The organism is Methylotenera sp. N17 (genome assembly GCF_000799155.1).
Taxonomy (GTDB): Bacteria; Pseudomonadota; Gammaproteobacteria; order Burkholderiales; family Methylophilaceae; genus Methylophilus.
The window spans coordinates 1,171,632-1,192,592 of sequence record NZ_JUGE01000001.1; the positions used below are offsets into that span (position 1 = coordinate 1,171,632).

The 20,961-nt window shown below is 42.4% G+C and carries 20 protein-coding genes and 1 pseudogene; 2 read left to right on the forward strand and 19 right to left on the reverse strand.

Translation table 11 applies throughout. The features are described from left to right. Positions 1-34: 34 nt before the first annotated feature. The 19 genes and pseudogenes from FG11_RS05610 to FG11_RS05705 all read right to left on the reverse strand — a co-directional run bounded on the left by FG11_RS05610 (position 35) and on the right by FG11_RS05705 (position 19,088). Positions 35-1,179: pseudogene (locus FG11_RS05610) on the reverse strand (IS3 family transposase). A 38-nt stretch (positions 1,180-1,217) separates the two neighbouring features. Then, positions 1,218-2,255 carry a sigma-54 interaction domain-containing protein gene (locus tag FG11_RS05620; RefSeq protein WP_033425015.1) on the reverse strand — a complete coding sequence of 346 codons (1,038 nt, stop codon included), beginning with the start codon at positions 2,253-2,255 and terminating at the stop codon, positions 1,218-1,220. A gap of 324 nt (positions 2,256-2,579) precedes the next feature. Continuing rightward, a complete protein-coding gene (locus tag FG11_RS05625; protein ID WP_020182067.1) occupies positions 2,580-3,545 on the reverse strand; it encodes a beta-propeller fold lactonase family protein in 966 nt (321 codons plus the stop codon). 392 nt (positions 3,546-3,937) lie between these two features. After that, positions 3,938-4,579 (reverse strand): response regulator, encoded by a 642-nt coding sequence (locus FG11_RS05630; RefSeq protein WP_020182068.1) that lies wholly within the window; start codon positions 4,577-4,579, stop codon positions 3,938-3,940. Next, positions 4,579-5,949 (reverse strand): histidine kinase, encoded by a 1,371-nt coding sequence (locus FG11_RS05635; protein ID WP_047533730.1) that lies wholly within the window; start codon positions 5,947-5,949, stop codon positions 4,579-4,581. The genes FG11_RS05630 and FG11_RS05635 overlap by 1 nt, the downstream gene beginning before the upstream one ends. 206 nt (positions 5,950-6,155) lie before the next feature. Continuing rightward, the gene (locus FG11_RS05640) at positions 6,156-7,523 is read right to left on the reverse strand and encodes a DUF4350 domain-containing protein (protein ID WP_081978185.1); all 1,368 of its coding nucleotides are present in this window, start codon (positions 7,521-7,523) and stop codon (positions 6,156-6,158) included. Further along, on the reverse strand, positions 7,516-8,262 hold the full coding sequence (locus FG11_RS05645; protein WP_020182071.1) for an ABC transporter permease: 747 nt from the start codon (positions 8,260-8,262) through the stop codon (positions 7,516-7,518). Before FG11_RS05645 ends, FG11_RS05640 begins: the two co-directional genes overlap by 8 nt. A 13-nt stretch (positions 8,263-8,275) precedes the next feature. Continuing rightward, positions 8,276-9,196, reverse strand: coding sequence for an ATP-binding cassette domain-containing protein (locus FG11_RS05650; protein ID WP_047535831.1), 921 nt, complete (start codon positions 9,194-9,196; stop codon positions 8,276-8,278). Between the two features lie 159 nt (positions 9,197-9,355). Next, on the reverse strand, positions 9,356-9,865 hold the full coding sequence (locus tag FG11_RS05655; protein ID WP_025224406.1) for an SRPBCC family protein: 510 nt from the start codon (positions 9,863-9,865) through the stop codon (positions 9,356-9,358). Continuing rightward, complete coding sequence (locus tag FG11_RS05660; protein ID WP_020182074.1) at positions 9,849-10,871, reverse strand: vWA domain-containing protein; 1,023 nt, start codon at positions 10,869-10,871, stop codon at positions 9,849-9,851. Before FG11_RS05660 ends, FG11_RS05655 begins: the two co-directional genes overlap by 17 nt. Further along, positions 10,868-11,392 (reverse strand): hypothetical protein, encoded by a 525-nt coding sequence (locus tag FG11_RS05665; protein ID WP_020182075.1) that lies wholly within the window; start codon positions 11,390-11,392, stop codon positions 10,868-10,870. The genes FG11_RS05660 and FG11_RS05665 overlap by 4 nt, the downstream gene beginning before the upstream one ends. Before the next feature lie 5 nt (positions 11,393-11,397). Beyond that, on the reverse strand, positions 11,398-12,405 hold the full coding sequence (locus FG11_RS05670; RefSeq protein ID WP_047533741.1) for a vWA domain-containing protein: 1,008 nt from the start codon (positions 12,403-12,405) through the stop codon (positions 11,398-11,400). Then, the gene (locus FG11_RS05675) at positions 12,405-13,307 is read right to left on the reverse strand and encodes a hypothetical protein (RefSeq protein ID WP_047533744.1); all 903 of its coding nucleotides are present in this window, start codon (positions 13,305-13,307) and stop codon (positions 12,405-12,407) included. The genes FG11_RS05670 and FG11_RS05675 overlap by 1 nt, the downstream gene beginning before the upstream one ends. Further along, on the reverse strand, positions 13,307-14,155 hold the full coding sequence (locus FG11_RS05680; protein WP_020182078.1) for a DUF58 domain-containing protein: 849 nt from the start codon (positions 14,153-14,155) through the stop codon (positions 13,307-13,309). Before FG11_RS05680 ends, FG11_RS05675 begins: the two co-directional genes overlap by 1 nt. Before the next feature lie 22 nt (positions 14,156-14,177). Further along, entirely contained in the window at positions 14,178-15,203 is a 1,026-nt protein-coding gene (locus FG11_RS05685; RefSeq protein WP_025224408.1) for an AAA family ATPase, read from the reverse strand. A 117-nt stretch (positions 15,204-15,320) separates the two neighbouring features. Beyond that, on the reverse strand, positions 15,321-15,599 hold the full coding sequence (locus FG11_RS05690) for a hypothetical protein (RefSeq protein ID WP_020182080.1): 279 nt from the start codon (positions 15,597-15,599) through the stop codon (positions 15,321-15,323). An 89-nt stretch (positions 15,600-15,688) separates the two neighbouring features. Further along, positions 15,689-16,303, reverse strand: coding sequence for a cytochrome c(L), periplasmic (moxG, locus tag FG11_RS05695; protein WP_020182081.1), 615 nt, complete (start codon positions 16,301-16,303; stop codon positions 15,689-15,691). A 37-nt stretch (positions 16,304-16,340) separates the two neighbouring features. Continuing rightward, positions 16,341-17,165, reverse strand: a complete 825-nt coding sequence (gene moxJ / locus FG11_RS05700; RefSeq protein WP_020182082.1) for a methanol oxidation system protein MoxJ — start codon at positions 17,163-17,165, stop codon at positions 16,341-16,343. Positions 17,166-17,297: 132 nt separating this feature from the next. Continuing rightward, positions 17,298-19,088: a methanol/ethanol family PQQ-dependent dehydrogenase gene (locus FG11_RS05705; RefSeq protein ID WP_020182083.1), complete on the reverse strand. Its 1,791-nt coding sequence runs from the start codon at positions 19,086-19,088 to the stop codon at positions 17,298-17,300. 232 nt (positions 19,089-19,320) lie between these two features. Between FG11_RS05705 and FG11_RS05710 the strand changes: the two genes are divergently transcribed. Both FG11_RS05710 and FG11_RS05715 read left to right on the forward strand, forming a co-directional pair. Next, a complete protein-coding gene (locus tag FG11_RS05710; protein ID WP_026361724.1) occupies positions 19,321-20,271 on the forward strand; it encodes an ATP-binding protein in 951 nt (316 codons plus the stop codon). An 8-nt stretch (positions 20,272-20,279) separates the two neighbouring features. Continuing rightward, positions 20,280-20,939, forward strand: coding sequence for a response regulator (locus tag FG11_RS05715; RefSeq protein ID WP_020182085.1), 660 nt, complete (start codon positions 20,280-20,282; stop codon positions 20,937-20,939). The last annotated feature ends 22 nt before the right edge of the window (positions 20,940-20,961 follow it).

Here is a 20,961-nt window from a genome sequence, read left to right on the forward strand (position 1 = left end):
TTTGCACTTGGACTTCACCCGTTTTACTAGACGTTTATTGACTTCCACTTTGTAGCTTTTCGAACGCCATCGGACTTAGTTGATTAAGATGACTGTGCCGACGCTTACGATTGTAAAACACTTCGATGTATTCAAATATCTCTGATTTAGCTTCCTCTCTTGTTGAATAGATTTTTCGTTTGATACGTTCTTTCTTCAAATTACTGAAGAAAGACTCAGCGACTGCATTGTCATAGCAGTTTCCACGTCGACTCATGCTGGGGACTAAATGGTTATCTTTACACCATCTTGCAAAGTCATCACTACCAAATTGACTGCCTTGGTCTGAATGAATAATGACAGCTTGCTTAGGTTTGCGCCGCCAGACTGCCATCAGCAATGCATCCAATACAATCTCAGTGGCCATCGTGGGTTTCATCGACCAGCCAACTACACTGCGGGAGTACAAATCAATCACAACGGCCACATATAACCAACCTTCATAAGTGCCAACATAGGTAATATCCGTTACCCAAGCGACATCTGGCTGATTGACAGTGAACTGCTGTTGTAGACGATTAGGCGCTGCGATTGACGGTTTGCCTGACTTATATCGTGGGCGTCTGTAACCACATATGGATTTGAGCTTGGCTTGGTGCATCAAACGTGCAACACGCTTTACACCACAGTGAAAGCCAGCTTCACGTAAGTCTCGATGAATACGTGGGCTGCCATAGATACCGTAACTGTCATCGTAAGATTGTTTAATCTCAAGCAGCAGCTTACTGTCCTCTATTGCTCGATTTGAGTGTGGCTTAACTTTCCAAGCATAGTATCCACTGCGATGCACCTTTAACACTCGGCACATGCTCGCCACCTTAAACTCAGTACAGTGTTGATCGATAAAAGTGTACTTCACTCTTGGTGACTGGCAAAGTACACGGCGGCCTTTTTTAGAATGTCACGTTCTTCTGTGGCGCGTTTTAATGCTGCATTCAATCGAATGACTTCTTGTTTTAAAGCCATCACATCTTTATTCACTACGGGTTGCTATTGTAGCTCAGCTTCTTTAATCCACTTGTAAATACTTTTAGTGGATATCCCTAAACGCTCTGCAACCTCTGCAGTATTGTGGCCGCGTTCTGTGATTTGTTTGATAGCTTCAGCCTTGAATTCGGCCGTATATCTGATGCCCTTCATTTTTAACTCTCCATTCCTGTTTCGACATTATGATATGTCTATTGAAACGGGTGAAGTCCAACTTGATTGCTTTTGCAATACTCATACGTTTGCAACACTACTTTTTGAATAAATAAATCATAAAGCTGATCGGGCTCTTGTCGAATTAAATCATTGATTGATTTTTCTAATCGCTGATCTGAAGATAGCGCATGTTCACCATCTGACATATGCGTCTGCTGTATAGAAGGCAGATTGAGATCAAACGGCTTTAATGTTTTCCCATCGCAGACCAGTAGCGCCCGATGAATCACATTTTCAAGCTCACGAATATTGCCTGGCCATGGATACTCAATGAGATGCTTTAATGTATCTGAAGTGAGCTCCGGCTTAACCGTATGCAAGCGATTGCGATAGACCTCAAGAAAGTGTTCAACCAAAGGCAATATATCGCCCCTGCGCTCTCTTAAAGGTGGAATCTCAATCGGCACTACTTTAATACGGTAATACAAGTCTTCCCTAAAACGGCCTGCATTCACCGCCTCGGTGAGATTGACATTGGTGGCTGCGATCAATCTAACATCAATCGGAATTGGCTTCCGTGACCCAATAGGAATGACTTCACGCTCTTGCAACACTCTTAGCAATTTCACTTGTGTAGACAATGGTAAATCACCGATTTCATCCAAAAACAAAGTACCGCCATTCGCCGTTTCAAACCATCCTTTTTTAGAGCCCACTGCACCGGTAAAGGCACCTCGCTCATATCCGAACAACTCACTCTCAACCAAAGTTTCTGAAAAAGCGCCGCAATTAATCGCCGCAAACGGTCCTTCTCTGCGCGGGCTAAGGTTATGCAAATGCCTTGCCACCAACTCTTTACCAGTGCCCGTTTCTCCTTTTATCAGCGCAGTAGCATTGCTAGGCGCCACTTTTTCAATCAGAGATAATAGCTGCTGTGATTTTTCATCAGCAAATATGAGCGCGCTAGCACGTATGGAAAGGCTAATTTGCTGTGGATTCGGGAATTGGATAATCGACTTTTTTGTCCAGTCAGATTCCGAGCTAATCGCCTTATCAAATTGAATTCCGTGCATTTTTTTATCAACTAAAAACAAAACGGAAATGTATCACCAAGCAAATATATTATAAAATAATATTAAATTATACTTTTATAACAAAAAAGAATATAACTGCAGAAATAAAACATACCTCGCAGAAATAAAACATACCTCATTGTTGAACACGTTCTTGAATGTCTTTTTGACAGCTATCCAAACGGACTTCTGAATCTTGAATGCAATGGTCTAGTGAACCCAGCTGTTCTACTCTATGTTAAAACACGGGCGTCTATTTTTAAACCGCCAGCAAATACAGAAGTAGATTGGGTAATCAGGTGTTGATACAGTCTTATTAAATGCTTACCTAATGACAACACCCCATGGCAAATTGCCTACTGGGATTTCACCGACTATTTGATTCGTTGATGTATCAATCACTGATATGCTATTACTACGTCCATTAGCCACGTATAGCTTTTTACCGTCAGGGGTTAGCGCCATATTCCACGGGCGCTTCCCTACAGCAATTGTTGTAATCACAGTATTGTTAGTGGCGTCAATCACGCTAATATTATGATCACCACCATTACTCACATATACACGACTACCATCATGCGACACCTTTATACCGTTTGAGCGTAAACCAACGGGGATGCGATGCAGAATTGTCCAGTCGCCGACAGAGACTACTTCGACTAAGTTAGCGGCTTCATTGGCAATATAAACCAGCTTTCCGTTTGGCGAGAAGCCAATTCCTCTAGGGTGCTTGGTCGCTTTAATCAAATGTACAGATTGATATGTTGAGGTATCAATCACATCCACATCACCGCTTTCCTCATTGCTCGCTAACAACCAATTACCTTGAGGAGAGTATTCACAATGTTCTGGGTTGCGGCCTTGTGTTTTTGCGGTATGCGATAATTTAACGGTTGCTAAGTCCACAAATGAAACCGCATTTTCTTCCTCTAGACAGGCGGCTAATGTTTTACCATCCGGAGAAATACTAATCCCCTCAGGCTCATCCCCTACCTTCACTAACGCTTCCTGCTTATGCGTTTCTAAGTTCACCACAGCGACGGCATTTTTATCGCGGACCACGACATATAGTTTTTTGCCATCTGGCTGAATAGCAACTGCCTGAATTTTCTTACCAAACTTCCCTTTGGCGGGCAATTGATATATCACTTTATCTGAAGCAGTATCAATCACTGAAACTTTGCCATCTTTTTCATTGGGCACGTAAGCTAATGGAGCAGCATATATTTTAAATGCATAAGTACTTAATACAACGGATAAAAGGGCAGCAGTCTGTAATGTTTTATTCATATGTCTTTTTAATATCGGCAATCAATTATTCAATGGCGCATCAATTTTAATAGGTAAATTTTTACAATCACTTATCCCTGCGTCTGTATACAGGGATACTAAACCTATATCCCGAATTTCATACGTCAAAACTCACTAAAAACATTAGGATTTCTTCCCTAAACTTTATATAAGTAGTTCAACAATTAATTTATAAGCGCTATTCCACGTAAGGATAATTTTCCATGGATAAGATGAAAGACTCCCGTTACATCCCTAAATCAATAACGCTAAACTAAGGTCTCGTTATCTCCAAACTAACGGCTATTTCAATCTAAAGCTAGATTGGCAATAGAAAAAGCCACGCACCTTATATCGCGTGGCTTTTTATTTTCTTCATATTTCTAGCAATCTTAACTATCAACAATCAGCCCATGTTTCATTGCCAGTCGCACCATTTCTATGGGGCTAGACACTCCGAGCTTTTGTTTAATAAGTGTGTAGTAGTTTGCAACTGTTTTCTGGCTAAGCTTCAGCATGTCGGCCACCTCTTCTACACGCTTACCCTCCACCAACAAGCGAAACACTTCAAACTCACGAGAAGTCAGTTGATGAATGGGGTCTGTATCACCTGTAAGCGTTTGCATAGCAATTTTTTTTGCAACGCCTGCACTAAGAAAAGTTTTTCCTCTTGAAACATCAATGACGGCTTGTAATAAGTCTTCTGCCATGCCGGTTTTTGTTACAAACCCTTTAACCCCTGTTTTAAGTGCTTGTGATGCAAACGAAACAGCCTCATGCATTGAAAAAATAATAATTTTTGCATGACTATATCGCTGCAATATCCTTTTCGCTGACTCTATGCCCCCCATGCCTGGCATAGAAATATCCATGACAACAATATCAGGGTTCACTTCACCATATAACTGATAAGCAATCTCTCCTGTAGCTGCCTCTGCTACAACCTCAATGCCATTGCTGTTTTCTAAAAGTCGCCTTAACCCAGACCGCACCACAGCATGATCATCTACTAACAAAATCTTAAGATGTCTCATTACAGCCCCTTATCATCTGAATTAAATGACTTCTTAGGTAAGATAACGCCAATTTTGGTACCTCTTCCTACTACACTATCTATATGCATAGTGCCTCGTAATCCTTGCACCCGCTCCATCATTCCAGCAAGACCATAACCCTTTGTGTGCTGATTAAAATCAAAACCATTGCCATCATCTTCAAACTCCATAAACACATGCTTTTCATCATGCTTTATTTCTATGTTTAATTTTCTGGCATTGGCATGCTTACTAACATTGGTCAAACATTCCTGCATGACTCTATATGCAGTTACAGCTGTGGTTTCCTCAACACAACCCGTAATGTTAGCAATGTTGTGGATTAATAGCGTATTACTATTACGCTCGCGCCAATGATGCGCCAACTCAGCCAATGCCAAACTCAATCCTAATTCATCTAGAACTCTGGGCCGTAACCTTTGCAATAGATCATGAATGGTATTCATCATCTGTCTAGTCACAGCACCGATAGCTTTGGCGCTTTCTTTAGCAGTCACTAATGTTTTAGCTGCAAATATCACGCTCGCATCAACATGGATAGCTGTTAAATACTGCCCTATTTCATCATGAATATCTTGTGCCAATCGTTTTCTTTCGTCTTCTTGCAAATTAATTATTTGCTGGGTCAGGCGATGATTATTCACTGTGCTTTGTTGCAAAGTATCTGCCATCAAGTTAAATTTAGAGCCAATTTCCTTTAGCTCAACTTGCTTAAACTCAGGCAATCTACTTTGAAAATTACCAGTTTCAAGTTGCGTCAGCGCCGAAATAATTTGTTTGACTGGTTTAAAAGTGTACTTCACAGCAATGTAGGCAAATAGGTTCATCAACACGAAAAAAATAGCTACTAAGGTTAACAGCCCAACCGTATCATCCCAAACCTCAGCCATTTCAAAGCTAGGGTCAGGCGTAACGACTAACTCACCTAAAAATCGGCCATTTAAAACAATATTCTTTCGTGTTTGCGAGACGCTCAGTGTGGACAAATCCATTGCCTTAACAAACCATTGCGGCGGCTGATTGATGTCAGTTTTATCATAGGCGTTTTTATTTGTTTCACGTAATCGACCACTCGCATCATAAAAATCTATTCTAAGATGACGGATATTGCCTAGATTTTTGAGTCTAAAAATCGATGTTTGGCCTTCGGCTCCTGGGCTCAGCCACCCAAAATCAGAACTATAATGAATGATTTCTGCATCTAGCAAATGTAAAACTAGATTCGAGGTTGACTCAATTTCAGCACGTACATCTTCTCGAGCATTATGGGTAATTGAATAAAAACTAAGTGCTAATAATGACAATAGCAATCCAGTAATCATTAAATTAAGTTTTAACTGCAGACTCATGGATAGGTACTCAAATTAACGCAGACATAGTATAGGTTCTTGCAGCATTGTTCTTGGGAAAAATTCCCGACCTCAATAGCGCCCTATTGGAAAATAGCCTAATAACGAATGAAACTGCAATTACAGTTCTATTCAAACACAGTCAAATAAACACTGAGACCCTTCAATTGAAACGGGTGTTAGCACTTGAGTGTTTGCACACAAGATTAACGCTTTCTGCGCCTATATAACACATAAAAAGTTAAAAAAGACAGTAGCCCGGGAATAATATATTGAATCGTATAGCCAATCAGTTTAGGCGCTACTGAATGCTCAGGCACAATCATATTCACATCTTTTAATCGTGTAGGCTTAATTGTCACTTTGGTAGCATCAAAAGTTAGCCATTGCAGTATGTTACTCACAAATTGCTGGTTACCACCCTTACTCAAAGACTGACTTGTAAGAAAATGTGAGTCACCTACAACGACAATGCGCTGGACCTTTGCGTTTAACTTCCGTTCATATGTTAAGACCACATGATGCGGAACAAGCGTAGGCTCTACAGTGCTCGCTTTTTGACCTTCTGCATCACTCGTTGTGACAACCAATACTAGCGGAGTCACCTTCCAGCCTTGTTCTACTGGAGGTTGGCCATTGATTTCGTGTGGCCAACTGAATATCGTTTTCATTGAAAATTGCTGTGTAATTGGATGTTGCGCATAATAGTTAGCATAGACTTCTTTGCTAACCTGCGATATTTTTTGTGAAGAATTTTGCTGGATGATTGCCTCTGAAACTTTAAGCCCCAATCGATCGGCAAGCTCAGACAGGCTCACATTTACATGATCATCTACCATCCATAGTAAATTTCCGCCTTGATCTATAAACTGCTGTAGTTGCGTCACTTTACTTGAGGTTAGTGAGTCTGATGTGTTGAGTATTAACGCACCCAGTTTTGCGGCGTTCAAGTCATCCGATCTTTCAGTGATGCCATAACCTTGCTGATTTAACGCCCGCTTTAATGCGAGATAATCACTATTGTCTTGTGATTGGGACTGATTAGCTGCATCAAGCAATGCAATACGCCGGCTTTTAGTATGCGATAACTTCAAAAGCAGATTGGTAAATCTCTCTTCATTGATTGGTGGGAAAATATGCATTGATTGTTGCTGGTACTTGACTACTATTTCGCCATCAATCGTGATATTTTCGGAACGCGCTAATGCTGGGTTCTCGTGTGTACTGAATATATTCAATGAAATATTGGGCTTAGTCCGTTGATAGCGCGCAATAAAATCCTGCATACTTTGACGAAATTGATCACCATGGGTCATGTCATCCTTAGAGGCAAACACAGTCATTTGGATAGCATCTGGCATAGACTTTAAGACCGAAATACTTGGCTGTGACAAGCTGTTGCGGTTGTTTTGCGTTACATCCACGCTAAACAGATACTGCTTAGAGAAATAGCCCATCAACAAACACAAGCATAACATTACGATCAAACATGATTTGGTATGCATTACCCAATGCTCGAATGGTTGGTGTAGATGCATAGAAGTTCCTTTAACGCTATTTGCAAATTTAACCATATACCCTCTGATGCTCTAATTTACGGACGGTTAAGAACACAAAAGAAAGCGCTACTAAGAGATAGAATGCAATGTCTGCCGTATTTAACAGGCCAACAGCAAATGATTTATAGTGTTGCATCATCGACAAATCAGACCAAATAGTGTTGGGCTGTTGTGCAAAAATATGATCCAAAAACAAGAGCATGATCAATACAAGAAATGAGAGTACTGCTGCCAGAATGGGTTGACGCGTTAAGCTTGAAAAAAACAAGCTAATGGCAGAAAAGCTTGCAATCAGCAAACTTAAACCTAATACGTTGGCAAAAATATATCCGAAATCAATATCTGTCCATGCATTTAAAATGCAGATAATCACAACTAAGTAAGCTAACATCAGCGCCAAAAAGAGTATTAAGCTTAAAAATTTCCCCACTACAATTTCTGCAAGCGAGATAGGCGCACTTAGCATAAAAGGCATGGTTAGATTTTTTTGCTCTTCAGAAAATAGCCGCATGGAGAGCAAAGGAATAAAAATCAGCATAATGAAAGAGGATGTGCCAAACAAATTAGATCCTATGTATTTCGTGAGTCCAATTTGTTCAACGATAGGGATATTTCCCATCATCACTTGCATATATTCGCTAAGCGATTGGGTATATAAAATTCCCATGACAATTGCATATATCGCCAACATACCCCAACCGATATAGCTGGCAAACAATACTTTTATTTCTTTTCTAATCACGACAAAGATCATGTCAGCAATTCCTTCACTCTGATTTTGTAATCTTTAAAAAAACATCTTCTAGCGAAGTTTGCTGCTCGCTGATCAGAAACAATCCCCAATTATTTTTTACTGCCAATCCAACAATCTCCTCAGCTGGCGATGCATGTTGATATTGAACAACCAAGGTATTTTCATTTTTGTAATCCACACCAACCACATGTTGAAGCTCAGTAATGGCTTGAAGATTGACGGGGCGTTTAAACCCGACAACGAGTGCGCGTGTTTGCATGTGCTGCTTGAGTGTTTCAATATCCGACTGATAAAGCGATTTCCCCTGCTCCAGAATCTGCACATCGTCACACACCATTTCGACTTCTGGTAATAAGTGCGTAGAAAAAATCAAACTGGCGTCTTGGGCAATGTCACGCATTAAACTTCTAATCTGCCTAATTTGAATTGGGTCTAAACCAACCGTCGGTTCGTCTAAAATAACCACCATAGGTGAGTGAATAATGGCTTGAGCTATGCCTACACGCTGCTGAAAACCATTGGACAACTGCTCTATCACACGCCGCCCCACTTCGGTTAATCCACACCGCTCTTTCACTAAAGCAATGGATTGTTTCGCTTTACGTGAAGATAACCTGTGAAAACTTGCCGCAATCTCAAGATACTCATCGACTGTCAGCTCTTTGTACAAAGGACGCTGTTCTGGCAAATAGCCAATCAACGCTTTTGCTTCAGTTGGCTTACGCAAAATATCAATACCACAAATACGAACAGCACCATGTGAAGGCGCTAGATGACCTGCAATCATTCTCATGGTTGTGGTCTTACCGGCGCCATTGGCGCCCAATAACCCCAGCGCTTTACCCTGCTCTAGAGTAAAGCTTAATTCACTCACCACTTTGCGGTCTTCATAGATGCGGGTAATAGCATCGACTTCTACAGTTATGTTATTCACAGTACAACTTTTCATGTCTAAAGAAGCTGGCAACGTCTATTGCCAGCTTGATTCCAAATCCTCAATGAGTATCTGCCAACCATATTTATTTAAATATGGTTACTAGATTTCCCCACCAGCGGCGCAGTGTATTCGCGACCTCTCTTGAGTCAGCCTTACTTACTTTTTTGGTGAGCTTGCCTCCAAATTTGCAAGGCCCTGCTTCACATATGCATTCACCGCATTACGTGCTGCTTCATCATCCGTACCCGGAGGTGGCTCATTAGTCGTATCAACGCGATAGTAGCGTACCATCCAGGAAACACGGGTACCTGAACCCTCAGCTTTAATGCTAATGCGTCCATTTAACGAACTCACTGGCATGGCTTTGGTATCACTGTTGGCTCCTAGTCGATAAGAAATTTTCATTTCGCTAACCAATACCTCGTCAAACTCTTCATAGATTTTTCCACCTGATTTGAGCGTTAACACTCGCTTATTCTGTTCAGGCGCTTCACATGTGGTGACCGAAGGATGCCAGTCTTGAATCGCACAAGGTTCGCTGAGCTTTTTCCAAACAACCTCCGGTGACAAATTTACCAATACAGATTCATCTGTTTTCTGTGGTGTAGGCCCGTGTGCAAGCGCAGTAGATGAGACAACACATAACAAACTAACTAGATACTTCATTTTTTCTCCTTAATAAAACTAAACGACTGATACGTTGGTATACCCACTTTGGAATGAGATAGAGAATAGCCATTAGCAAACAGATGGTGGCCAACCATGGCCTTAAGTCGATCTGAGTCATTTGCCATTTGGAAAATTGGCTCGAATTAAAGAGTGATGACATCGTGCTCAACTGGTCTAGGGTGATGTATTCCAAGCCAGTCTGATTCGCTAGCTGCGTTAAATGTGCTTTATTCAATGCAGACAAATGCGCATTTTCTGCTTCTGCCGGGTTATTACCATGCGGTGAGTTACGACCGTGATAGCCTTCCTCCATCTCTAATACTGAGAGTGTCTTTCTGTTCACACCAAATGTTGCAAATCGCATCACTTCTTCTTTATCCCAATATCCAGTGACATTATTTTTCTCATCCAACTTAGGAATAGGCGCAGGCTTATCTCCCCCTACACCGAATATGGCTCCTAATACTTGTCCTGCTTTCCCTTCAAACTTAGGTGTATTGTCTACGCTCAGGGGCGGTGCTTGATGACCGTCAGTTATAAATGCCAAGCGAAGATTTGAATCAATTTTCTTCACTTTAGTGATTGCGTCAAACAGCCCGTGTGCTATAAATGAATCGGCAGCCCAAGCCATGCGCCAATCCAATTGCGCTACTGTTTCATCTAATGCATTAAAGTGCTGACAGACTTCCAGAGGCTTTAATACAGTAACAATGGAGCGTTCTGTAAATACACCTAATGCCACTTTTGATCCGCAAGGAAAATGACTTAACGCTTGCCGTATCGCACGCTTGGAAAACTCAAGGCGGCTCATTGATTTTCCATCTACCCAATAATCACTCACATTCATACTTTGGGTAATATCCACCACCACAAACCAATGATGCACCGGCGATGGTAATCGTATGGCTGGCTTAAACATGGTAACCACTAGCATGAGCAATATCGCCATCAAGCAGATACCGCGATAATCACGCACATATGGCTTTAGTTTTTTTAAACTCAAGGCATCCCTCTCGGAAAGCCCGGGATAGAAGGCCAACCTTTTTGCGGCAACCCCTCTTGCTCTTCTTCGTCTTGATGGCCTTTGCGTTGTGACGATTTAATGTCTGGTGCAAGTCTGAACACCAACTCCATGTTGTACTTAGCCTCAAGCCAGTTGGGGTCTATACTTAGCGCATTTCGGTACCCATCTTTGGCCAACGCAAGCAATGGCATCACTTCATCCCATGCGCCATAGCCTTGCGCATCTAGCAGTCGCAAGGCTTTTTTTAACCGAATATTTGCGCTGTTGTAATAAGCTAATTTTTTGATGTCTGAGTCTGCCACGCTCAGCACTTGGGTATATAGGTCTAATGCTTTTTGCTCGTACGCTAATTTCTGCCCTAATTTCCAAGCATTCATCAATCTATAAGATTCTGTTTGCTGTTGACTAAGCGCGTGTGCATTCAAGGCCTGATTGTATTGATAGTGCTGATAGCAACGGACGGCAGAAAGAACAAACACCAATAAGGCTATCACTAGCACAAGGGCTATTTTCCAATTGAATCGATACGCCATGTGCGAACCTCCGTTAAATACAGCCCTGAAATGACAACCGTGGCAAGTAAAGCAATTACGTAAAACAGGTGTGCCATGTCTTTTCTTGCAATCACTTCCTGATACTTAACTGGCTTATTTTTTAATTTGGCGATAGTTTGCATCGCCAGCTTTACCTGAGCCGGGTCTTCTGCCATATAAGCGTGATAAGGCACACCCAGTGTTTGAAAATATTGGTTTAGCGCATATTCCGGCGCAGCTTGATCGTCATCTCCCTCTAGCTTTTCGTGTAAACTCGACCCATTTTTAGAGCGTAAATAGATCCAATAGAGTGATGCGTTCTGACGTACAAATGCATTGCGCAGGAAGTCTTGTGTTTTGGCATCCAGATGTGCGGCACCATCCGAGACCAATAGCACCACCCTAGAACCGGTAACAGGCTGGCCTTCAAAAAAATCAAGCGCCATTGCCAGTCCTTTGTCTACGGCTGTAAAACCCATCCCCCCCACTTCTGTTGCACTTAAGCCCGACAATACTGCTTCACGATCATGACTCAGGGATGCAACTAACATGGGTGATGTACTAAACGTAATCATGCCAATCAGGTCTTGACGACTACTTTTTGTAAACTCAGTTAATACGCGTCGTGCAGCCGCCATTTTGGAGGCACTGCCGCGCTCAGGACGGTCTGCAAAATCATCATTCATACTTCCACTTCTGTCGAGTACCACCATAATGTGCGCACCATTGCCATAACGATCTATCTTTTGCTCACCCAAATAAGGCTTACACATAGCAATTAATAAACACGCCACTAACAGCGCACAACTGATGCGCCAAATACGTTCTATCCATACAGAAAATGGATCTTCGGGAATCATGTAAATAGAGGGATATTGAAACTCGCCTTCTGTTTTAACAAGCCAAGGCAACAACACGAGTGGCAACAAATACAGCGGCCAAACTTCAGTGATCTGAAACTCATTGAAAAGACCAATCATTACCCTTGCTCCAACTGCATGAGTTGTTTAGCAAAACTTTTCAACTCTTTTACAGAGATATTGAGCGGTTGATTAGCAAACAAGAATACGTCCGTGGCATTAAAAAACTGATGAATTTCATGTTCCAACTTGGCGTAGTGTGGGTATCTAATAAACAGAGAAGACAGTTGCTCTGTACTCATGCTGGACTGCATAGTGGCATCGAATGCATTTCGAATAGCTTTTACGGCTGCATATACCGCTGTACGGCCTTGATCCTTGCGTAAAGCACCAATTTGACGGAATGCTAAGCGAAACGGTTGGGCATGTTTAGCACCAAAGGCCAGCCAATCATTCTTCCAGGCAAGATATATCAGCGCCCAAACCATCACCAAGGCACTGATAGTCATCGCTACAATATCCGCTGTGTAGGCTTTAGCTGGCGGCTTTGCATCTGCGCGCGGTTTGAGATGTGCTTCATCCAGCACAGTTGGAATCACTGGTGACACTATGATGGATGCTGCTTTTACGGGCACTTTGATGGATGTCTTATCCTTTACAAACTGTAAAGCCAATGCACCCAGTTTGTAGCTGCGCACTTCTTGTACCGATCTAAAATTTTGCCAATATAAATAAATGGTAAATTGTGTACGTGTGCCAAATTTTTGCTGTTTAGTATCTACTTTCACCAAATCATAATATGTTTTATTCCCCACGCTTGGCAGTGAAGAAGCATCTAACACATAGCCACTCGGCGCTTCAATAGTCACGGTTTGTAAGGTAATGTCTGCTAGGTGATATCCAAGTTCGCGCGTTTGGCTATGCACTGTAAATTGTGCCTGTAATGCCTCTACCGTTGCAGTTTGTGCTGCACACGAGATCGCCCATACCAACAGGCACAATAATTGAAATATCAATCGCATCAATAGTCCTCCAACAAATGCTGAGTCATCGCTTCACTATTAAATTGATTTAATACAAAAAAAGGAGGCCTGGTTCCAAAAGCTCTAAACAGTTGTGCCAAGTGTTCTCGACGATTTAGGTAAGCATTTTCGATTGCCTTTTTCAACCTAGGACGTAAGAAAACAGGACGAGTACCACGCCCCTCCATATCGTTCACTCGCATCCATCCCCAATCTGGCAATTGGCTGATTTCAGCAGTATCCCAAAGCACTACTGGTACCACATCATGCATGGCTAATCCATGCAAAGACTCTGTTAGTAAAGCATCGTCCATATGAAAATCAGAGATTAAAAAAATCAATGAGCGTCTTTCAGGTAGCAGTTCAGTGACACGGGGCAAAGCTTTAGCGCCTGCAGGATGCAAGGGTTGAGTGCTACGCATTTTGTGCACAATATCGTCAACTACGGATACGCGATAAGCGCTTGGCTCATAAATATCCATACGTAATGTATCGTCTGCAGCAACGCAACCAAAAGCATCACCATTGCGCGTCGCCGACCATGCAATGGCTTGCACAATGTCGGTTGATAATTGCCATTTGTTTTGTTGCCCGACAAATTTCATGGATGCAGACATATCCACCACAGCAAACACTTGTATGGCATAACGCTCATGAAAGCTTCGCACCATGAGTTGATTCGGGACTGTATTTAAAGAGGCCTTTAAATCTAAGCGCTTAGGATTAAAATGCTGCATCAGTGGGACATGCGCGTTGAAGTCAGTATTACCACCTTTCGCTTTGGTCGAGTGGCTGCCTACACGCCCTCCCCGGGTGCGCCATCCAATGTGGTAGAAGAACTCTTCCATCAATATCACCAAGGATGTAAGTCTAAGGAGCCGTTACGTGAGATAACACCGCATCTAGCAATTTGGGCGCAATATCATTTCGTCTTAATTCATAGGCTGGTGTAAAAAATATACGGTGCATCATCACCGCATGAAATACGCTACGAATATCATCTGGCGTCAAATAGTCACGCTGCTCTAACCAAGCTCTTGTACGCGCGGCAGTCATTAGCATACCAACACCGCGTGGGCTAGCACCACCTGCAATCAATCGTGGCATATCAATACCATCTAATGTGATACCGGCTGCAACAGGGTCTTTTAACGTACGCCAAAGATGTACTGCATAATCTTGAAACACAGGCTCTGCGCGTACATGCTTTTGTATCATCTCAAACATCGTATTCATCGCCGCAAATGGCACAACGCCTTCATATAAGCCTGTAATCATCTTATCCACTTGCTGAAACTTAACGTCAAACATGAGGGCGCGCTGCAATTCAAAATCATCCGGCGCGCTGATGTTAATTTCCATAAAAAAACGATCACGTGCCGCGGCAGGTAACTCAAATGTTTCTTCACGCTCTAAGCGATTTCTGTCTGCAAATACCGTCAGATGCGGGAAATAATATTCACGATTAAATGCATGTGCTGAACGTTCAGCCATTAAACGTAACAACATAGAATGCGCTTGTGGTCTTGCTCGATTAATCTCGTTGAAAAAGAAAACCGCCAACTCTTCACCATGCTGTAGCAATGGCCCAGGCGCCACCGATGGCTGTCCATTTTGGTTGATATAAGCGTGGTATAAAAAATCAGAAGGCATCAGATCGACAGCACCTTCTATACGTTGATATTGCCCGCCCAACAATCTTGCAGCGGCTCTTAATAATGTTGTTTTACCAACACCCACGTCGCCTTCTAATAAGACATGGCCGCGTGATAAAACTGCAATGGTGAGCAACCTCACTTGATGGTTTAAGCCTAGAACAATTTGATTGATTGCATTTTCAAATAAGATGACTTGCTGGCGGTATACGTCTAAATCCATTTTGTTTGAATCGGTCATAAGTTTCTTTAATATGAGTGCGCGGGCTAGCGGTAAAAATTGTGTTTCATCAATGGTGGTAATCACCAGAATGAATTAACCGATGCTTCTCAGCATCGGTTAATGTTGTCACTCAGATTACTCTGCGACGTTATAATCAAACTTGCCAGTTGCTTTTGCATTTGCAATACGCTTTTCATTACGCGCATCCATGGCTTTAATCGAAGCTTCTTGTTTACCCACTTCTACTGGATCATGTTTTGGATCGTATTTTGATCCAGCAATTTTTGCCGGAAAGCCAGGTTTAGCTTCCCAGCAATTGCCAGCTTCTTTACAGTTTTGTCCGTCATAAGCCAATGCTGAGCCAGATGCAACCATCGCGCCCGCAAGTACTACCAAAGTCATGATTGTTTTCATTTAAATCTCCTTTTCATATGGTTGCTGGTGTTGCTGTCTACTTGTAGCAAGCCACCAGTCAGCTCACTACAAATTTAAAACTGGTGAATCTATTTTTTCCATTTCGCTTTTTTGGGGTCTCCGCTGTAAGCACTTCTCAACCAGCTCATGACCTGCAGGATTTCATCTTGCGACAACAACCCCCTTTGCGGCCCCATCATGCCCTGTCCGCCTCCATAGATAGTCTCGAACAACCCTTTATCTGTTGCGTTGTTTGGGTATGTCCAATAATCATCCGTAAGCGCCGGCCCTAGTTTCCCCTCAGCTAAGTGACCATGACACCCCGCGCAAGCAGTAGAGAAAATGGTGTACCCACTTTTATTGATGGCTTCATAGTCGTTGTAAGGGTTTTTACCCGTCACTTTGAATGCTTTGACTGCAGGCGTGTCATCGCCTTTTTTATCATTAAAATCCAAAGGATCCCCAGAGATGGTGCCACGAAAATCAAGCATCGGCCCAGGTGGCACCGCTATCGTTGTAGGCTTGTTTGCTTCAGCCAGTTTGAGATGCTCTGACACAGCTTCTTTTTTTGCATCCTCGCTAACCATGCTGTGACTATCAAGCTCTTGTGCTGAATTACAGGCCGCCAGATACACTGTCAATCCCACTGCTGCAACTGCAGTATGAAATCGAACATCTCTCACCATAGAAAAACTAAACTTCATATTTTTACTCACTTATTCAATTAAAAAACTTTGTTTATTAAAGCAATGGAATACCTTCTTTTTTTAGCACTGCTTCAATCTCAACCTTTTTGTCATCAATCACTTTGTTCAACGCTTGTTGCAATTCAGTGTCACCTTTTCTCACACCCATCACTACGTCATAATGCATAGGCACTTTCACGCCATTGGATTTCTTCGCATCATCTTTAATCAATTGCATTTTTAACTTGGTCTTTGCCTCACGCACATAACGAGCAGCCTCTGGCGCCCACAACTCAGCAGCGTGTAGCACTTGGCTCTCAACATCGTTGACCAACCTTGATGGCTCAACTCTGATGTAGTTATTTCGCGTCGATTTATATCCTTGAATCTCTGCAAAATAGTCGAACATGTCATCAAAACGATTAATCTGAAGCAACATCACCTTGCCCGGACTGTCTGGTAAAACACCTATCCGAAATGATTTGGCTTTCAACATTTCATCGTTCCAAGAAGAAATATCAATTTCACGGTCTTCTTTTGTCACAAATACATAACCGCTTTTAAAGTAAGGCTTGGTTTTTAAAACCCGCGGGTCAGCCGCATCCATACCAAACACAACATCACATTTGTTCTTATCTAAAAAATCACGTACGGAATATCTTGGGTCTTTCCAAAATACAAATTCCACTTTTTTATTGAGCCCTTGCCCGATCACTTCGGCTAGTGCATTCTCAAAGCCCTCTTTTTTCACATTAGAAAATGGCATTTCATTTTCACCGGCACACACACGCAACTCATCTGCATGTGCCTGCGTTGCAAGAAAACACAACACACCGGCTACCATTGAAAACAAACTGAATACCTGCTGTTTTTTAAACATAAAATTCGCATCGCCTTATTAATATTGCCAAAAGTGGTTACTCATTCGTCAGGATCTGTACCCAACATTTAGTTTGACCGTGGCGCTAAAGGTGAATACACCTCAGAGCGCCACAGTTTCCCTATTTAAAAACTACAGACTGAACACCATTAAACCGCCACCCATATTGGTGTGGTTTTGGAGCTCTTTAAATGCACCTACTGCACCCAAACCAGCACTTGGATCGGTTAAGTCAAACACCAAACCTACACCAGGCCAACCACCTACACCGTACATACTGCCGACGTATTGTTTGCCTTTAAATGAGTAAGTCATTGGCGAACCGATACCACCTGAAGGCATTTTGAATTTCCACAACTCATTACCGTTGGTTTTATCCAAAGCTTTAATATGGCCATCAAGTGTGTTGTACCAAACCAAGCCGCCTTTGGTGTATAAAGTACCGCCCCAAGCAGCAAACTTCTCCCACTTCGTCCATTTAACGTTGCCTGTTACGGTGTCAAATGCACGAACCTGACCCATCTCTTTCTTAGTTGGGCCATTTGGGCCAGGGTACATCGCTAACGTTGCACCAACGAAGAATTGACCTGCACGGTATGGCAACATGAACGGCTCCCAATCCATACAAATATGGTTCAAACCTGCATAGAGCGTACGTGATTCAGGATCGTATGAGTCAACCCCTTGGTTATGGAAACCCATCGCTGATGGGCAAATGTTGGTACCTTTGTGGTCCATGCGTGTTGAGAACTCTGGATCACGTACTGGCAAGCCAGACTTCAAATCTACTTTCTTAAACACGTTCACTGCTGGGTCCACTTTATCTGCCAAGATGAGCTCGCCAGTATCGCGATTTAATGTGTACATAATGCCGTTGCGGTCAATATGTGTTAACAGTGGCGTCACTTTGCCTTTTACCGGCTGGTCAGTCAGCACCATTTGGTTTACACCAGCAAAGTCCCATTCATCATGAGGTGTTTTTTGGTAACCCCACTTTGCCATGCCGGTATCCACATCACGCGCCCAAATCGTCATAGTCCATTTGTTGTCACCAGGACGCATCGTTTCATTCCATGGTGCTGGATTACCAGAACCGTAGTAGAACAGATTTAATTTAGGATCATATGCATACCAACCCCAGTTAGTACCGCCACCAATCTTCCATGCATCACCTTCCCATGTTTTGGTACCCAAACCAAATTGACCATAGTGCGGATTTTTTTCATTGAAGTTTTTAGCTAGACGAACAGACTCATCTGAACCAGTAGCAAACGCACGCCACTTCAGCTCGCCTGTTTTTAAGTCCACAGCATTCACTGCACCACGTACACCCAATTCAGCACCTGAGCAACCAATCAACACCGTATCTTTAACGATATAAGGTGCCTGCGTAAGCGTCATCCCTACTTTAGGATCGCATAACTCAATTTTCCAATTTTCTTTACCGGTTTTAGCATCCAATGCCAAAAGATGGCCATCCGCTTGTTTTTTCACAATCTGACCAGCGCCATAGGCCACACCACGGTCGACAATGTCACAACACATCACTGCTTTTGTAGAAGCATCTTGTTTTGGCTTGTGTGACCAGACAATTTTGCCTGGATCATTCAAATTGATTGCATATGTATTATTTGGAAACGCAGAGTGAACATACATCATGTCGCCAATGACCAACGGTGCGCCTTCGTGCCCATGCAAAACACCCGTTGAAAAAGACCAAGCCGCTTTTACATTTTTTACATTATTTTTGTTGATTTGCGTCAAATTACTATTGTGCTGACTAAAGTAATTCCCAGTTTGAGTTGCCCATTGATTTGGATCTTGTACTCGCTTATCCAAATCAGCATCTGCATATACAGCATGACTTGTCGCCATCGCCAGCAGACCCCCTACGGCCACCCCTATCAGTTTGCGCTTATTCATAAATGTCCCCTCTATAAGGTTAAAATTAAAAACCAACCATCACGTCAGTAATGGTGCAACCGAATAGTGAGCCTGCACGACCAATTAAATAAGATGAATGATTCCCGCTAACCTGATAAAAGGTTCCCTTTCGTCATGTTTTGTTACAAATTACTTAATCTTTCTTACTTTTTTTCATTAGCGGGAAGGATTCACTATTCTGAATCAAGCGCAGTAAGTAAAAATGCCAAACATGAATACCTGTAGAAATTTTTGGGTGAATCTCAACCCAGTCAAGCGTGATGTAATTGTTTTATCTTCGATCATCGTGTTGTCCTATACCACAATGATGTATATCGACCTGGCAGAGCTAATTTCAAATAGCCTATCTGCTTACGAATATCTGCAATTGGACGAAATCCCTTATCTCATCTTGCTGGTTGCTTTATCCTTGGCCATCTTTACCAAAAACCGGATGGCTGATTTAAAAAGAAGCATTCACTTAAAAGAGTTGGCAGAAGAAAAAAGTGCAACGCTGCTCGTGGAAAACCAACTGTTAACACAGCATGTCATGGAAGTTCAAGAGCGAGAAAGGCTAGAACTTGCGCGTGAGCTACACGATGAAATTGGGCAATATCTCACCGGCATCAGTTTGGATATCGCGACACTGACGGCATATCAAGATGAACGTATTGCCCTACTCGCCAATCGAATTTCCAACAACTGTCGCATGACACGCAATATTTCTAGAAAATTGATTAGACGCTTGAGGCCAAGTTCGCTGGATAGTCAGGGAATCAAAGGCGCAATCCATGCAACGGTCAAAGAATGGATCAGTTATCACCCGCAGATTCGCATAGATACTGAGATTGATAGCTTTACAAAAGATACAGATGAGAAAACCAACATCACGATTTATAGAGTCGTGCAAGAATCCCTGACCAACATCGCCAAGCATGCTCAGGCAAAGCATGTGAAGCTTGCATTGCTATTTAATACATCTAATCAAAGCATTCATCTTGCTATCCAAGACGATGGGATTGGCATCCAGCTGCAATCACGCCCTTTAGGATTTGGTCTGATTGGTATGCGCGAACGCGTTCATGCCGTGCATGGCCAACTATCCATTCATTCCAACTATCCGCGTGGCACTTCAATTGAAGTAACAATACCGCTCACGCCTTTTAATCAAAATTTAAGGTAACCACACATATGAACTATCACACGAACAAAACCATATTACTCGTTGATGATCACGTTGTTGTCAGACAAGGGTTAAAAAACTTATTACAACAATGGGGATACACTGTGGTTGCAGAAGGCAGCTCCGGGGAAGAGGCCATTGTTCTGTGGCAGAAGCATCAACCCAGCCTTGCTATTATTGATTTAGATATGTCTGGTATTGGCGGTTTAGAAGCGTTAAATCGTATTTTATTGCGGGATAAAAGCGCAAAAATTTTGATTTATAGCATGCATGAGGACAGTATTTTTGCCATGCGTGCCATCCAAGCCGGCGCAAAGGGGTATGTTATCAAAACCGATGATGCCCAAACCTTGTTAGATGCAGTGAGTAAGATTATCAATGGTCAGCGCTATATCGGCCAAAAACTTGCGCAAAACTTAGCCATTGATCATGTCAATGACAATCGACGTCCCTTAGAAAAACTCTCAGCTAGAGAGTTTGAAGTATTTCGACAAATTGTTGATGGCAATTCACTCACTCAAATTTCGAACAGCCTTAATATTTCTTATAAAACGGTTGCTAATATTCAGACACAAATTAAGCAAAAGTTAGACGTGCAAACTACAGCAAATTTGGTACATTTGGCTATATTACATGGCGTAGTAGGCAAGCGGGAACCTTTGGCATAATCAAGAGTGAATCATTCCCTAT

Bases quoted from the DNA above. Each gene is read 5' to 3' on its own strand.
- FG11_RS05625 (WP_020182067.1), bottom strand. From the start codon at position 3,545: ATGAATAAAACATTACAGACTGCTGCCCTTTTATCCGTTGTATTAAGT.
- FG11_RS05635 (WP_047533730.1), bottom strand. From the start codon at position 5,949: ATGAGTCTGCAGTTAAAACTTAATTTAATGATTACTGGATTGCTATTG.
- FG11_RS05690 (WP_020182080.1), bottom strand. From the start codon at position 15,599: ATGAAAACAATCATGACTTTGGTAGTACTTGCGGGCGCGATGGTTGCA.
- FG11_RS05715 (WP_020182085.1), top strand. From the start codon at position 20,280: ATGAACTATCACACGAACAAAACCATATTACTCGTTGATGATCACGTT.
- FG11_RS05685 (WP_025224408.1), bottom strand. From the start codon at position 15,203: ATGACCGATTCAAACAAAATGGATTTAGACGTATACCGCCAGCAAGTC.
- FG11_RS05620 (WP_033425015.1), bottom strand. From the start codon at position 2,255: ATGCACGGAATTCAATTTGATAAGGCGATTAGCTCGGAATCTGACTGG.
- FG11_RS05710 (WP_026361724.1), top strand. From the start codon at position 19,321: ATGAATACCTGTAGAAATTTTTGGGTGAATCTCAACCCAGTCAAGCGT.
- FG11_RS05670 (WP_047533741.1), bottom strand. From the start codon at position 12,405: ATGATTGGTCTTTTCAATGAGTTTCAGATCACTGAAGTTTGGCCGCTG.
- moxJ (WP_020182082.1), bottom strand. From the start codon at position 17,165: ATGTTTAAAAAACAGCAGGTATTCAGTTTGTTTTCAATGGTAGCCGGT.
- FG11_RS05630 (WP_020182068.1), bottom strand. From the start codon at position 4,579: ATGAGACATCTTAAGATTTTGTTAGTAGATGATCATGCTGTGGTGCGG.
- FG11_RS05705 (WP_020182083.1), bottom strand. From the start codon at position 19,088: ATGAATAAGCGCAAACTGATAGGGGTGGCCGTAGGGGGTCTGCTGGCG.
- FG11_RS05640 (WP_081978185.1), bottom strand. From the start codon at position 7,523: ATGGTTAAATTTGCAAATAGCGTTAAAGGAACTTCTATGCATCTACAC.
- FG11_RS05680 (WP_020182078.1), bottom strand. From the start codon at position 14,155: ATGGAAGAGTTCTTCTACCACATTGGATGGCGCACCCGGGGAGGGCGT.
- FG11_RS05645 (WP_020182071.1), bottom strand. From the start codon at position 8,262: ATGATCTTTGTCGTGATTAGAAAAGAAATAAAAGTATTGTTTGCCAGC.
- FG11_RS05655 (WP_025224406.1), bottom strand. From the start codon at position 9,865: ATGAAGTATCTAGTTAGTTTGTTATGTGTTGTCTCATCTACTGCGCTT.
- FG11_RS05675 (WP_047533744.1), bottom strand. From the start codon at position 13,307: ATGCGATTGATATTTCAATTATTGTGCCTGTTGGTATGGGCGATCTCG.
- moxG (WP_020182081.1), bottom strand. From the start codon at position 16,303: ATGAAGTTTAGTTTTTCTATGGTGAGAGATGTTCGATTTCATACTGCA.